Raw genomic sequence first — 14,909 nt, 5'->3', positions numbered from 1 at the left:
GCTCAGCCCGCCGCCGCCGCGTCGGCCACCACGAAGCGGCCCGCGAGACGCCGGAAAGCGACCGACGCGCCCGCCAGCGGGAAGGCATCGACCACCGCCCTGCCGAGTTTCATGGCGCGCTTGAGGTGTTCGTCGGCGGGCACGGACCCGACGGAGTTGAGCTTGACGGCCAGGTAGCGGTTGGCGACCTGGGCCATGTTTTCAAAGACGACCTGCGCTTCCTTCTCGTTCGCCCCGGTGACGAGCAGCGAGAACGGGCGCCGGCCGAGCTGGGCATGCACGCGCTTGATGATGGTGTAGGCAGCCTTGATCGACGCCGGACTGTTGGCGACCTGCACCACGATTTCGGAGTCGGCCAGGGCCGGGATCGGAAAGGCGTCGTCGCCATCGAGTTCGGCGTCGACCAGCAGGATGTCGGTGCGGGCGGCAAGCAGATCGAAGATGCCGTCGAGGCGCTCGCGCTCGTCGTCGTTCAGCGCCCTGCCACCGCGCCGCAGCGCGGCGACGCCGAAGCCCTGCGGCATGGCCTGCACCGCGTCGTCGAGCGTGCGTTCGCCGCGCGCGACCTGATGCAGCGGCGCGGCCTTCTGCGCATTGAGGCGGCTCGCAATGCCCTGCGACGCGACGCAGGCGTCGAGCATCAGCACATCGCGCCCGGCCTGCTGCAGCGAGGCGGCGACATTGACCAGCATCGCGCTTTTTTCCTCGGCGGTCTCGGCCGAGAGAAAGGTGAAGACCCGCGGCCGGGGACCGGCCAGCATGCGGCGCAGGCCCTCCGCCTGATCGAAATCGAAACTAGCCAAGAGTCACCTCGCGCAGGGCCTTGTCGTTCATCGCTTGGGCGGTATTGCCGATCACCAGCGGCAGCTCTTCGTCCTGGTACTGGAAGGGCGCGGTCTCCCGCTTGAGCTTGAAGGCGCGGTCGACCAGGTAGTGCTGGTTCGGCACATGCAGGTCTTCCGGCACGCGCTGGCCGTTGGCCACGTAGTACAGCGGCAGCTTGGAGCGGATCAGCACATCGAGCACGCTGCCCACGGTGGCCGCCTCGTCCAGCTTGGTCATGATGCAGCCGGCCAGGCCGCCGCCCTGGTAGGAGCGCACCACTTCGTTGAGGGTCTCGCCGTTGGAGGTGGCGGACAGGCAGAGCAGGCGCTTGACCTTGCAGTCGCTGCCCGACAGCATCGCGATCTGCTCGGCCACCATCTTGTCGCGCTGGCCCATGCCGACGGTGTCGATCAGGACCGTGTGCTTGTTCTTCAGCTCGGCGAGCGCGATGCGCAGATCGGTCTCGTCCTTCACCGAATGCACCATCACGCCGAGAATCTTGCCGTAGATGCGCAGCTGTTCATAGGCGCCGATACGATAGCCGTCGGTGGTGATCAGGGCCAGCTTGCCGGCGCCATGGCGCATCACGCAGCGCGCGGCCAGCTTGGCGGTGGTGGTGGTCTTGCCGACGCCGGTCGGACCGACGAGCGCGTAGACGCCGCCCTTTTCCAGGATCTCGTTTTCGTTGCCGATCACGTTCAGGTTGCGGGCCAGCACCGATTTGACCCAGGCCACCGCGTTCATGCCCTCGGCTTCCTGCTTCGGCATGTTCTGCATCAGGTAGCGTGCCAGGCTGGCGGAGAAGCCGGCCGACAGCAGCTCGCGCATCACCGCGGTCTTGCCCGGCTCGCGCTTCTGCTGACTGCTGAAGGCGATTTCCGCCAGCTGCGATTCGAGCATGCCCCGCATCGAGCGCAGCTCTTTCATCACCTGCGCGAACTCGGCCGCGGTCTCGCCGGAAGGCGCCCTGCTCGCCGCCAGCGTCTCGGCCAGCCGCGAGGCCTGGTCCTCGGCCGGACGCTCTTGCAGGGCGGGCTGGGCGGGCTGGACGGGCTGGACGGGCTGGACGGGAGCCGCCGGTTGGCGCGCGCCGCCGAGGGCGGCCAGCGTGGAGGCGGAGACCACCGGCTTTTCCACCACCGGTTCCGCCAGCGCCGACATGTCTTCCGGCGCCAGCGCCAGGATCTCGATCATGCCGTTGACGGTCCGGTTCGACAGGATCACGGCGTCGGGTCCGAGCGCTTCGCGGACATCGCGCCATGCGTCGCGCGAGGAAGTGGCGGTAAATCGTTTTACGTTCATGCTTGGCCTCCGACCAGGCTGGTCACTTTAATTGTCTTGGAATCGGGCAGTTCGGCGTGCGACAGCACTTTCAGCTGCGGCAGCGCGCGCCGCAGGAAGCGCGACAGCAGCGCCCTCAGCGGCCCGGGCACGAGCAGCACCGGAGTCAGTCCCATTTGTTCTTGCTGGCGCGCGGCTTGCGCGGCCTGCTGCTGTATGGTGTCGGCCAGGCCCGGCTCGATGCCGGCGCCGTCCGGCCCGCCCGCCTGCAGCGCCTGCATCAGGATGCGCTCGAGGCGGCTGTCGAGTGTGATCACGGACAGTTCGTTGGTCGACGGGAAAATCTGCTGGACGATGGCGCGGCCGAGCGCGATGCGGACCATGGCGGTCAGCTCGTTCGGGTCCTGCGACTGCGGCGCGAACTCGGCCAGCGTCTCGATGATGGTCCGCATGTCGCGGATGTGCACGCCCTCGGCCAGCAGGTTCTGCAGCACCTTCTGCAATGCCGACAGCGACAGCTGCTTGGGCACGAGATCCTCGACCAGCTTCGGCGATTCCTTGGTCAGGTGATCGAGCAGCGCCTGCACTTCCTGGCGGCCGAGCAGTTCGGCGGCGTGGCTGGTGATCAGGTGGTTCAGGTGGGTGGCGATCACGGTGCCGCCGTCGACCACGGTGTAGCCGAGCGCCTGCGCATGCTCGCGCATCGACGCATCGATCCAGGTGGCCGGCAGGCCGAAGGCCGGGTCGGTGGTCGGCGTACCCGGCAGGGTCCCGCTCACCATGCCGGGATTGATCGCGAGGAACTGCCCGGCATAGGCTTCGCCGCTGCCGACTTCGACACCCTTGAGCGTGATGCGGTAGGCGGCGGGCTTGAGTTCGAGATTGTCGCGGATATGCACCGGCGGCGACAGGAAGCCCACTTCCTGGGCGAACTTCTTGCGGATGCCCTTGATACGGCGCAGCAGCTCGCCGTTCTGCGCCTTGTCCACCAGCGGAATCAGGCGGTAGCCGACTTCCAGGCCGAGCGTATCCACCGGCATCACATCCTGCCAGCTCGCTTCCTCCTGTTCCGGCGCCTGCAGCGCGGCCTCGGGCACCGGCGGCGGCGCTTCTTCCTTCTTCTTCGCGCGCTGGCTCATCAGGTAGGCGCCGCCGCACAGCGTGCCGCCGAGCAGCAGGAAGGCGATATGCGGCATGCCCGGGATCAGCCCCATGGCGCCGATGATGCCGCCGGTGATCATCAGCACCTGCGGCTTGGCGAACAGCTGGGTGACGAGCTGGTTGCCGATGTCCTGTTCGCTCGCGACGCGGGAAACGATCACGCCGGCGGCGGTGGAAATGATCAGCGAAGGAATCTGCGCCACCAGGCCGTCGCCGATGGCGAGCAGCGTGTAGTTCTTCATCGCGGCGTCGAAGGCCATGTCGTGCTGGAGCATGCCGACGATCAGGCCGCCGAAGACGTTGATCACGGTGACCAGGATGCCGGCGATGGCATCGCCGCGCACGTACTTGCTGGCACCGTCCATCGAGCCGTAGAACTCCGCCTCCTGGCCCACCTCGGTGCGGCGGCGGCGGGCTTCGGCTTCGCCGATCAGGCCGGCATTGAGATCGGCATCGATCGCCATCTGCTTGCCGGGCATCGCGTCCAGGGCGAAGCGCGCGCCGACCTCGGCGATACGGCCCGCGCCCTTGGTGACCACCACGAAGTTGATGATGGTGAGGATCACGAACACCACGATACCGACCGCGTAGTTGCCGCCGATGAGGAAGTGGCCGAAGGCTTCGATCACCTTGCCGGCGGCGTCCGGGCCGTTGTGGCCTTCGGTCAGCACGACGCGGGTGGAGGCGACGTTGAGCGACAGGCGCAGCATGGTGGAAACCAGCAGCACCGCCGGGAAGGCCATGAAGTCGAGCGGCTTGACGGTGTACAGGCTGGTCAGCAGGACGATGATCGACAGCGCGATATTGAAGCTGAAGAACATGTCGAGCACGAAGGCCGGTAGCGGCAGCACCATCATCGCCAGCATCATGATGATGAGGATGGGCGCGGCCATCGCACGGGTGTTCGCGGTCAGCCAGGCGGGCATGCGCAGGCTGTTCATCGTGCGCCTCCGCTAGCCGCGGCCGCATTGGCCGGGTCCATGTCGGCCGGCACCTGCAGCTCGGTCGGCATGTTCGGACGCGCGCCGCCCTGCTTGTTGAAGACGCGCAGCTGGAACACGTAGGCCAGCACTTCGGCCACCGCGGTGTAAAGGGCCGCCGGGATCTCGTCGCCAAGCTCGGTGTGCTTGTACAGCGCGCGCGCCAGCGGCGGCGCTTCCAGCAGCGCGACATTGTTCTCGGCCGCCAGTTCGCGGATCTTCGCCGCGACTTCGTCGGCGCCCTTGGCCACCACCACCGGCGCGCGGTTCTTGCCCTCGGTGTACCTGAGCGCCACCGCATAGTGCGTCGGGTTGGTCACCACCACGTCGGCGGTCGGCACCTCGGACATCATCCGGCGGCGCGCCATCTCGCGCTGCAGCTGGCGGATACGGGCCTTGACCTGGGGATCGCCGTCGGACTCCTTCGACTCCTGGCGCAGTTCCTCGCGCGTCATCTTCAGCTTGTTGGCGTAGTGCCAGAGCTGGTACGGCACGTCGATCAGCGCGATCACCACCAGGCCGAAGACGATGGTGATGAAACCGATCACCAGCATGTCGCCGAGATGGGCCGCGCCGTTCTGCAGCGGCTCGGTGCTCAGCGCGAGCATGGGTTCGAGCTGGCCGGCGATCACGGTCCAGGAAATGACGCCGACCAGCACGGTCTTGCCGATGGCCTTGATCAGCTCCACCAGCGAACGCGTGGAGAACATGTTGCCGATGCCGGAAAGCGGATTCAGGCGCGCGAACTTCGGCGCCAGGGATTTGGAGGAAAACAGCCAGCCGCCGATCAGGAGCGGCGAGCCGAGCGCGACGAGGAGCAGGATGCCGGCGAGCGGCGCGAGCGCGATCAGCACATCGATGCAGGCGTCGCCGAGACGCATCAGCAGCAGGCTGAAATCGAAGGCCTGCTCGCGCTCGAAGGACAAACCTTCGGCGAGCATGTGGTTGAGGCGGCGCACCAGCTGCTCCCCCGTCACCCAGAGACCGAGGCCGGCCGCGAGCAAAACCGTGCAGGTAGCGAGTTCCCGCGAGCGGGGAATGTCGCCTTCCTCTCGCGCCTGCTCCAGTTTTCTGGGCGACGCTGGTTCGGTTTTTTCGAGATCGCTATCCTCGGCCATCGCCGACTCACTCCTGTTTCGTCCGGCGCGCTTTCCGAATGGACGCGCACGGATGGATAGCCTGCATTATTCTCGAAATGTCAGGACAACCATGCGGGGAACAGGGGGAAAAAAGCCGCGTTAATCGGTATCAGAGGTCAGAGGTCAGGTTACAGAGGTCAGTACCAGAGGTCAGGCTACAGAGGTCAGAGAGGAATGCTAAGGCCATTTCTTGCGTGTCTGACCTCTGTCCCCTGACCTCTGACCTCTGGTACTGACCTCTGTAACCTGTAACCTGTAGCCTGTAGCCTGTAGCCTGTAACCTGCTAAATGTCCAGGTTCTGTGCCCAGGCCAGGGCGGCCATCTGGGATTCGTTCACGTGGCGGCTGCCGAGGCAGAGCGAGGTGGCCATGCTGTCGAGTTTCGGATCGTGCAGCTCGCAGGCTTCGGCCAGCGCGAGGAAGGGACCGTAGATGCCTTCGCGCGCAAGCAGCGCCTGGGTGACGGACTCGGACAGCTGGATCTTTTCGAGCACGTCTTCCATCGGCACGCCGAGCAGGCGGTCGAGCAGCGAGAACATGCCGGCCACGAACAGGTTTTCGGCCTCGTTCTTCGGCAGGAAGCCGGCGCCCAGCAGCTCGGAGAAGCGGCCGCGGATCACGGCGGTCTGCATCAGGACCGGGGAATAGCCGGTGGTGGTCGCGGTCGCCAGCAGCAGCGCCAGCCAGCGGTACAGCGGCGAATAGCCGAGCATGGAGACGGCGTGGCGCAGCGACTGGATCTCGCAGCCGAGGCCGAAGCCGGCGGAGTTGATGTAGCGAAGCAGCTTGTAGGACAGCGCGGCGTCGCGCTTGAGCACGCTTTCGAGCTGCCTGACGTCGGCGTTCTTGCGCACCATGTCCATCAGCTGCAGGATGAGCGTCTGCGCCGGATTGAGTTCGCGCACGCCGCTCTCGGGGCGCGGAGTCAGATGCAGGTTGCCGCAGAAGGCGAGCATGCCGGCCTGGGCGCAGGCGGCGAATACGCGCCAGTTGTCGATGCCGCGCGCGATGAGCGTGAGGCCGGGCTGATTCATGGCCCGCACCTGGTTCACGAGGGCGGCGAAATCGGGCGCCTTGACATCCAGTTCGAGGTGCGTCGCCAGCGGCAGCAGCGCCGCATGCTCGTCGGGCCTGAACCCGCGCAGCAGGATGCCGGTGCCGCCGGCGCGCAGCCCGCGCGCGTCTTCCTGCGCGCCGGCCGCCGACAGCCCGGAGGCGTCGAGCGCGATGATCGTGGATTTCGGCGGCAGCGCGGCGCAGACCGGATCGGCCAGCAGCGACGCCGGCATGTCCAGCACCACGGTCTGGCTCGCGCCGAGCGCGGCCGTGCCGTCTTCAGCCATCTGGCCAACCACGAAGGCGGCCAGCTGGCGTGCCCCGTCCGGCGTCACCGCCGCGCCCTCGGGCGTCGTGTTCCAGGAAAGCCGATAGCCGACCACGCGCTCCTGCGCATTGACCAGCGCTTCGCGGACGATGTAGTTGTCTTCTTGCATAGTGATCCGGGTGAGAAACGACAAAGGCAGCGCGGTGGTCCGCCCTGCCCCGTGATTTCAGCAAGCCGCCGCGTCGCGGACAGCGGACCGCGGCGGGCAGCCGTGCGCGTGTGCCAGGGTCGAGCCCTGCGGCGTCAGGCGCCGACCTTTTCCAGCTTCTCGAAGATCTTGCTCAGCTTCTCGTCCAGCGTGGCCGCGGTGAAGGGCTTGACCACGTAGCCGTTGGCGCCGGCCTGGGCGGCGGCGATGATGTTTTCCTTCTTGGCCTCGGCGGTCACCATCAGCACCGGCAGCTTGGCCAATGCGGGATCGGCGCGGATCGTCTGCAGCATGGTCAGGCCGTCCATGACCGGCATGTTCCAGTCCGAGATGACGAAGTCGAATTGCTCGCTCCGCAGCTTGGACAATGCCATGGAGCCGTCTTCCGCTTCGTCCACGTTCGTGTAGCCCAATTCCTTCAGCAGATTGCGAACGATGCGGCGCATGGTCGAAAAGTCGTCAACCACCAGGAATTTCGTATTGGGACTAGCCATGTGTTACTCCAATTGAAGCTGCTAACTGTTTACTGACAGAGCCGGAAGGCGCTCCAAGTATAATCCTTCCGCCCCTGATTTTGTCGTACATCAACTCCGCCGGAGCGCATCCGGCGCGAATCCGTTTCCCCGCCGCCGCACTTCCCGCAAGAGCGTGAGAAGTTTGACAACACGCGGGCATCACACCCGCAGCGCGCGGCTGCCCTGTGCGGCCAGGTGGCCGAGCACCATGCCCGGCAGCGCCTGCAGCGAACCGACCTCGTGCGCGGCGCCGACAGCGATCGCTTCGCGCGGCATGCCGAACACCACGCAGGACGCTTCGTCCTGCGCGAAGTTGTAGGCGCCCGCGTTGCGCATCGTGAGCATGCCGGCCGCGCCATCCTTGCCCATGCCGGTCAGGATCACGCCGACCGCGTTCTTGCCCGCGCAGCGCGCCGCCGATTCGAACAGCACGTCGACCGACGGCCGGTGACGGTTGACCGGCGGGCCCTGGTCGAGCTGGGTCACGTAGTTGGCGCCGCTGCGCGCAAGCAGCAGGTGCGAGTGGCCGGGCGCGATGAAGGCATGGCCGGGCAGCACCCGCTCGTTGCCCTCCGCCTCCTTCACGGTGATCCGGCACAGGCTGTCGAGGCGCTTGGCGAAGGAGCGCGTGAAGCCCTCGGGCATGTGCTGGGTGATCAGGATGCCCGGGCAGTCGGAAGGCATCTGCATCAGGAAATCCTTGATCGCTTCGGTGCCGCCGGTGGAGGCGCCGATGATGATCAGCTTCTCGCTGCTGGTGAGCGGATTGCGGATCAGCGGCAAACCCTCGGCGCTGCTCTTGTGCTCCGGATGCGGCACGCTGCGGGCCTTCACGCGCGCACGCGCCGCGGCACGAATCTTGTCGGTGATGAGTTCGGCATACTCGAGCATGCCGCTCTGGATCGACAGCTTGGGCTTGGTGACGAAATCCACCGCGCCCAGCTCCAGCGCGCGCAGCGTGATTTCCGAGCCGCGCTCGGTCAGCGACGACACCATCACCACCGGCATCGGCCGCAGGCGCATCAGCTTTTCAAGGAAATCGAGGCCGTCCATGCGCGGCATTTCGACGTCCAGCGTGAGCACGTCGGGGTTGGTCTGCTTGATCAGCTCGCGCGCCACGATCGGGTCGGGCGCCACGCCCACCACTTCCATGTCGGGCTGCTTGCGGATGATCTCGTTCATCACGCTGCGGATCAGCGCGCTGTCGTCGACGATGAGTACTTTTGTCTTGTTCATGATTAATCACCGAACAGTTCGACATCACCCGCGACCGGCGTGGACAGCAGGCGGTTCGCGTAATCCTGTTCGCGGTTGACCAGCGTGTTGTTGTTGAGCTGCCTGAGCTTCTTCACCAGCACCTTGCCGCTGCGCGGGAAGAAGTACACCTTGCGCGGGTAGATGTCGTTCAGGTCTTCCGCCACCACCCGGATATTCTCGGCGCGCAGGAATTCGCGCACGAACTGGGCGTTGCGCTCGCCCACATTGATCGCCACGAAGCCGCGCAGCACGTTGCCGCCGCCGAACACCTTGGCCTCCAGGTTCTCGCGCCGCGCCCCGGCCTTGAGCAGGTCGTTGATCAGGACTTCCATCGCGTAGGTCCCGTAGCGCATCGACGCGGAGACCGGGCTGTCGGCGTCGCCGCCGTCGGGCAGCATGAAGTGGTTCATGCCGCCGATGCCGGTCACGCGGTCGCGGATGCAGGCCGACACGCAGGAGCCGAGCACGGTCACGATCATCATGTCCTTGCAGGTGTAGTAGTACTCGCCCGGCAGGATCTTGGCCGCGTCGCAATCGAAGGTGCGGTCGTAGTAGACGTTGGTGGCGAACTGCTCTTGTATGCCGAAGCTCATGGTCACATTCCGTTCTTGCGGGCCGGCGCGCGCTGTCCGGACGCGTGCCGCGGGTCGAGTTCGTAGACGGTCTTGCCCCGCAGCCTGAACGCATCCGACACGTACAGGAAGTTTTCCGAATGTCCGGCGAACAGCAGGGCATCCGGCTTCATCAGCGGCGCAAAGCGCGTCAGTATTTTTCCCTGCGTCGGCTTGTCGAAGTAAATCATCACGTTGCGGCAGAAGATCGCATCGAACGGCCCGGTTACCGGCCACTGGTCCGACAGCAGGTTGAGCTGCTTGAAGGTCACCAGCTGCCGCAGTTCCGGCCTCACCTTGACCATGCCCTCGTGCTGCCCCTTCCCCTTCAGGAAAAAGCGGCGCGCCTGCTCCGGCGGCATCTTCTCCAGGCGGTCGATCGAATACATGCCCGCCGATGCGGTGGCCAGCACGTTGGTATCGATGTCGGTGGCGATCACGTGGGCGGGCGGCGTCATGGTATTGAAAGCCTCGCACAGCGTCATCGCGATCGAATACGGTTCCTCGCCGGTGGAGCTGGCGGCGCACCAGATCAGCACCGGCTCCTTCGCCCCGCGCACGTGGTCGTGCAGGATCGGAAAGTGATGCGCTTCCCGAAAGAAGGACGTCAGATTGGTGGTCAGCGCATTGGTGAAGGATTCCCACTCCTCGCTGTCGGGATGGCTTTCGAGACCGTCCAGGTAGGACTGGAAGGAACGGATGCCCGTGGCGCGCAGACGCCGCGCCAGCCGGCTGTACACCATTTCCTGCTTGCTCTCTGCCAGCGCGATGCCCGCGCGGCGATGGATCAGCGAGCGCACGCGCTCGAAGTCGCGCGGCGTGAAATCGAATTCCTTCACCGTATCCGGCCTGCTCAGCTGTCGTCCCGTGCTATCCACACCCAAAATCTTTCCCTGCCGTTTTCGCTTGCCTGGCAAGCATTCCCGTTCTGCACGCGCCCGCCGTCACAATGCCGCGGCAGGCCGCGACCTGGTCGACGGAACACATCGGTATTATTGCGCCTATTTCCCAAAAGAAAAAGGCGTGTTTGCCTGAACACGCCTTCTTCGCTTGCCGCGCAACAGCGGCTGTCAGAATTCTTCCCACTCGTCGGCGTCACGGCTTCCGACACGCGCCGGAGCACGCGTAGCCGGCGCCGGTTTCGCCACCGCGACGGCGCTGCCGGCGGCGCCTGCGGTGCGGGCGGCAGGGGCGACGGCGCGCGTCGCCGGGACCGCCGGGCGTGCCGGCGCAACCGGCGCCACCGCCTGTCGCGCAGCATCGAGACGGAACACCGCCACGGCGGCCGCCAGTTCGGCCGCCTGCGCCCGCATGCTCTCGGCCGCCGCCGCGGCCTGCTCCACCAGCGACGCGTTCTGCTGTGTCATTTCATCCATCTGGCCGACCGCGCGATTGACTTCCTCGATGCCCGAGCTCTGCTCCTGGCTGGCCGCGCTGATCTCGTTCATGATGTCGGCGACATGCCTGACCGAGCTCACGATCTCGTCCATGGTCTTGCCCGCCTCGTCCACCAGGCTGGAGCCGGCATCGACCTTTTCCACCGAATCGCCGATCAGCGCCTTGATTTCCCGCGCGGCCCCTGCCGAGCGCTGCGCCAGGCTGCGCACCTCCGCCGCCACCACCGCGAAGCCGCGCCCCTGTTCACCGGCGCGTGCCGCCTCCACCGCGGCGTTCAGCGCCAGGATATTGGTCTGGAAGGCAATGCCGTCGATGACGCCGATGATGTCGACGATCTTGCGGGAGCTGTCCTTGATCGACGCCATGGTCTGCACCACCTGCCCCACCACGTCGCCGCCCCGGGTCGCCACGTCGGAGGCGGACACCACCAGCTGGTTGGCCTGGCGCGCGTTGTCGGCGTTCTGCCGCACGGTGGAGGTCAGTTCCTCCATCGACGACGCGGTTTCTTCCAGCGAACTCGCCTGCGCCTCGGTGCGCGCCGACAGGTCGGCATTGCCGGCCGCGATCTCGCGCGACGCCACGCCGATGGTCTCGGTCGCCACGCGCACCTTGCTCACCGTCGCCGCCAGCCCGTCATTCATCATTTTCAGCGCGGCCAGCAACTGGCCGGTCTCGTCGTTGGACCGGATGTCGATCTGCTGCGTCAGGTCTCCCTCCGACACCGCCCGCGCCACCCTCACCGCCTTGTTCAGCGGGACCGAGATCGCATTGATCAGCCACCAGCCGATCAGCGCGGCGAGGCCGACGCCGAACGCGACCGCGGCGATCGACACCGCCAGCACCATTGAGTACAGGCGCTGGGTGCTGTCGAACTCCGACTTCGCCACGTCCTGCTGCAGCTTCACCAGCGCATCCACCTGCTGCTTGAAGCCGGCATAGGTCTGGCTCATCTGCCCCGCCAGCACTTCCATCGCCATCTGCACGTTGGCCGCGCGCAGCGCCTCCACCGCAGGCCTGAGCCCCTCGTTCACGAACCGCTCGCGGCTGGCCGCCACCTTGTCCGCCAGCGCCCGCTCGCGTTCGGTCAGATCTGCCGCCATGAACTGCTTCCAGATCGCGTCGACCTCGGCCATCCGCTTGTCAACCTCGTCCATGCGCTTGTTGACCACCGCGGGATCGCCATTGACCGACTCCGCCACCGCCATCCGGTTCTCGCCGATGAGCGTGACGATCTGTGCCAGCTGGCCGCTCGGCACCAGTCGTCCGTCGTAGATGGTTCGCAGGGATTCGTTGGCCGAGCGCAGGCTCGCGACGGCGATGACGCCGCTGCCGATGAGCAGCAGCGACAGGAAGCCGATCACAAAGATCAGGCGTGACTTGATCGTCAGGTTCTTGAACATGTCGTCTCCGGGGGCCGTCGGCTGCGGCGCTTCCGCAGCCGGGCTTGTTATCGTTATATGTCGCCCGCCGTCTGCGCGGCGTGGCGGGTGCGTCGTCGGCTCAGGCGGCGATCTTGTCGATCAGGCCCATTTCCGAGCTGGACATCAGGCGGTCGATGTCGACCAGGATCAGCATGCGCTGCTCCAGCGTGCCGAGGCCGATCAGGTAGTCGGTGTTGAGCGCGGTGCCCATTTCCGGCGCCGGCTTGATCTGCTCCGGCGACAGGGTGATGACGTCGGAAACGCTGTCGACCACCATGCCGACCACGCGGCCGCCGATGTTGAGGATGATGACCACGGTGAACTGATCGTAGGTCGGCTCGCCGAGCTTGAACTTGATGCGCATGTCGACGATCGGGACGATGATGCCGCGCAGGTTGACCACGCCCTTGATGAAGTCCGGCGCGTTGGCGATGCGGGTCACGGTCTCGTACCCGCGGATCTCCTGCACCTTGAGAATGTCGATGCCGTACTCTTCCTTGCCCAGCGTGAAGGCGAGGTATTCCTGGCCGGTGCTGTCGCGGTCGGCCTTGTCTCCCGGGATCTGGGCGGTTTGTGCGATTTGTGTCATGGTTTTTCCTTCCTGTCAGGAGAAGATGGATTCATCGGCGAGCTGGCGCGAGGAGCGCAGCAGCGCCGCCACATCGATGATGAGTGAGACGCCGCCATCGCCGAGGATGGTGGCACCGGAAATGCCGGCAACCTTGCGGTAGTTGGATTCGAGGTTCTTGACCACGACCTGCTGCTGCCCGACGAGTTCGTCGATGAACAGCGCGGCCTTCCTGCCTTCGGATTCGAGAATCACCACGATGCCTTCCGACGGATCGGTGAAGCGCGGCGTGATGTCGAACATCTGGTACAGCGGAATGAGCGGCAGATAGTCGCCGCGCACCTTGACCACCCGGCCCTGGCCGCTGATTTCCTTGACGTCCGCCGGATCGGGCTGCAGCGACTCGACCACGTAGCCGAGCGGCAGGATGTAGATCTCCTCGCCGACCTTGATCGACATGCCGTCGAGGATGGCCAGCGTCAGCGGCAGCGAAATCGAAATCGTGGTGCCGAATCCCTTGGCCGAGCGGATGTCGACCACGCCGCCCATGGCGGCGATATTGCGCTTGACCACGTCCATGCCGACGCCGCGGCCCGAGACGTCGGTCACCACTTCCGCGGTCGAGAAGCCCGGGGCGAAGATCAGTTGCCAGACTTCGTCGTCGCTCATGCTGTCCGACACCGGCATGCCCTGGGACTGCGCCTTGGCCAGGATTCTTTCTCGGTTGAGGCCGCCGCCGTCGTCGGAGACCTCGATGACGATATTGCCGCCCTGGTGGCCGGCCGACAGCGACAGGCGCCCGGTTTCGTTCTTGCCGGCCGCCCTGCGCACCTCGGGCATCTCGATGCCATGGTCGATACTGTTGCGCACCAGGTGGGTCAGCGGATCGACGATGCGCTCGATCAGGCCCTTGTCCAGTTCGGTGGCCGCGCCCTGCGTCACGAATTCGATGCGCTTGCCGAGCTTGCCGGCGAGATCGCGCACCATGCGCGGGAAGCGCGAAAACACATAGTCCATCGGCATCATGCGGATGGACATCACCGCTTCCTGCAGGTCGCGGGTATTGCGGGTGAGCTGGTTGACCGACGCCATCAGGCGTTCATGCAGAATGGGGTCGAGGGTATTGGTGCGCTGCTCGATCATGGCCTGCGTGATCACCAGCTCGCCGACCAGGTTGATCAGCTGGTCGACCTTTTCGATGCCGACCCGGATGGAGGTGGTCTCCGCATTGTGCGCATGCGCCGCCTTTTCCGCCTCGCGCTTTGCGGCCGCCTTCTTTTCCTGGGCCGCCGCATCGGGCGCGTGCTGCGGCGGCTGCGCCGCTTCCGCCGGACGCGTTTCCGCCGCCGGCGCGTCTTCCCTGCCCCGTACCGGCAGCTCCATGTTGTCGAAGAAGCCGTAGCCCTGGCGCGCTTCCTGCGCCGCCTTCTCGGCGGCCGCCCTGGCGTCCGGCCCGGCGAAATTTTCCAGCGGCTCGAAGAAGCCGTAACCCTGCGCGGCTTCCTGCGCCGCCTGCTGTTCCGGGCTCGGCGCCGGGACGACGACGGTCTCGTCATGGATCTGCATGTCGTCGGCGTCGACGATGAAGGAGCAGATCGCGAGGATGTCATCCCGGCTGCAGCCGCCCTGCAGCGTGAATTCCACGTGACCGTCGGCGGTCTGTGCCCGGCTGATCTGTCCGAGCAGGCCGAGCTCGGCCTGCAGCGCCTCGGCGTCGCGGTCGGAGACCGCGGGCAGCACGATGCGGAAACGATGCGGGCCGCCCTCGACGTCGGCATGGTGGGCGCGCGCCGGCACGTCGAGCGCGCCCGTCGGCGGCGGATGCGGCACCTCGCCCTGGGACAGCGACAGCAGCAGCATGCGCGCGTTGGCGACCGCATCCTGGTCGACCGGCGTCTGCAGGCGGTGTCCGTCGAGCTGCATCTTCAGCACATCCTTGGCGTTCAGGAAGGCATCGACATGCTCGGACGACAGCGTCATCTCGCCCTTGCGTATCTTGTCGAGCAGCGACTCCAGCACATGGGTGACATCGGTGAGATCCGTGAGACCGAAGGTACCGGCACCGCCCTTGATCGAATGCGCGGCGCGGAAGATCGCGTTGAGATCCTCAACGTCGGGCGCGTCGACATCGATCGCAAGGAGCAGTTTTTCCATCTCGGCGAGAAGCTCTTCTGTCTCGTCGAAGAACACCTGGAAGAACTGGCTCATGTCAATGGTCATG

At 65.9% G+C, this 14,909-nt stretch carries 12 protein-coding genes; all 12 read right to left on the bottom strand.

Going from position 1 to position 14,909, the window contains the following annotated elements; genetic code table 11:
* Nucleotides 1–2: 2 nt before the first annotated feature.
* Nucleotides 3–803 (bottom strand): MinD/ParA family ATP-binding protein, encoded by an 801-nt coding sequence (locus tag NCCP691_RS13555; protein ID WP_220809073.1) that lies wholly within the window; start codon nt 801–803, stop codon nt 3–5.
* Complete coding sequence (gene flhF, locus NCCP691_RS13550; RefSeq protein WP_220809072.1) at nt 796–2,127, bottom strand: flagellar biosynthesis GTPase FlhF; 1,332 nt, start codon at nt 2,125–2,127, stop codon at nt 796–798. The genes NCCP691_RS13555 and flhF overlap by 8 nt, the downstream gene beginning before the upstream one ends.
* Nucleotides 2,124–4,208 (bottom strand): flagellar biosynthesis protein FlhA, encoded by a 2,085-nt coding sequence (gene flhA, locus NCCP691_RS13545; protein ID WP_220809071.1) that lies wholly within the window; start codon nt 4,206–4,208, stop codon nt 2,124–2,126. Before flhA ends, flhF begins: the two co-directional genes overlap by 4 nt.
* Nucleotides 4,205–5,365 carry a flagellar biosynthesis protein FlhB gene (gene flhB / locus NCCP691_RS13540; RefSeq protein ID WP_220809070.1) on the bottom strand — a complete coding sequence of 387 codons (1,161 nt, stop codon included), beginning with the start codon at nt 5,363–5,365 and terminating at the stop codon, nt 4,205–4,207. The genes flhA and flhB overlap by 4 nt, the downstream gene beginning before the upstream one ends.
* Before the next feature lie 305 nt (nt 5,366–5,670).
* Nucleotides 5,671–6,879 (bottom strand): EAL and HDOD domain-containing protein, encoded by a 1,209-nt coding sequence (locus NCCP691_RS13535; protein ID WP_220809069.1) that lies wholly within the window; start codon nt 6,877–6,879, stop codon nt 5,671–5,673.
* Nucleotides 6,880–7,013: 134 nt separating this feature from the next.
* Nucleotides 7,014–7,412 carry a chemotaxis response regulator CheY gene (cheY, locus tag NCCP691_RS13530; RefSeq protein ID WP_220809068.1) on the bottom strand — a complete coding sequence of 133 codons (399 nt, stop codon included), beginning with the start codon at nt 7,410–7,412 and terminating at the stop codon, nt 7,014–7,016.
* Nucleotides 7,413–7,592: 180 nt separating this feature from the next.
* A complete protein-coding gene (locus NCCP691_RS13525; RefSeq protein WP_220809067.1) occupies nt 7,593–8,669 on the bottom strand; it encodes a protein-glutamate methylesterase/protein-glutamine glutaminase in 1,077 nt (358 codons plus the stop codon).
* Between the two features lie 2 nt (nt 8,670–8,671).
* Nucleotides 8,672–9,283: a chemoreceptor glutamine deamidase CheD gene (cheD, locus tag NCCP691_RS13520; protein ID WP_220809066.1), complete on the bottom strand. Its 612-nt coding sequence runs from the start codon at nt 9,281–9,283 to the stop codon at nt 8,672–8,674.
* 2 nt (nt 9,284–9,285) lie between these two features.
* The gene (locus NCCP691_RS13515; protein ID WP_238482428.1) at nt 9,286–10,140 is read right to left on the bottom strand and encodes a CheR family methyltransferase; all 855 of its coding nucleotides are present in this window, start codon (nt 10,138–10,140) and stop codon (nt 9,286–9,288) included.
* Between the two features lie 231 nt (nt 10,141–10,371).
* On the bottom strand, nt 10,372–12,099 hold the full coding sequence (locus tag NCCP691_RS13510) for a methyl-accepting chemotaxis protein (protein ID WP_220809065.1): 1,728 nt from the start codon (nt 12,097–12,099) through the stop codon (nt 10,372–10,374).
* A gap of 100 nt (nt 12,100–12,199) precedes the next feature.
* A complete protein-coding gene (locus NCCP691_RS13505) occupies nt 12,200–12,709 on the bottom strand; it encodes a chemotaxis protein CheW (protein WP_220809064.1) in 510 nt (169 codons plus the stop codon).
* Between the two features lie 15 nt (nt 12,710–12,724).
* Nucleotides 12,725–14,908, bottom strand: coding sequence for a chemotaxis protein CheA (gene cheA / locus NCCP691_RS13500; protein ID WP_220809063.1), 2,184 nt, complete (start codon nt 14,906–14,908; stop codon nt 12,725–12,727).
* Nucleotide 14,909 lies beyond the last annotated feature (1 nt).

This window comes from Noviherbaspirillum aridicola, from assembly GCF_019656455.1.
Lineage (GTDB): Bacteria > Pseudomonadota > Gammaproteobacteria > Burkholderiales > Burkholderiaceae_D > Noviherbaspirillum > Noviherbaspirillum aridicola.
Note: the sequence above shows the minus strand (reverse complement) of the source record. Positions and strands in the feature narration are given on the sequence as shown.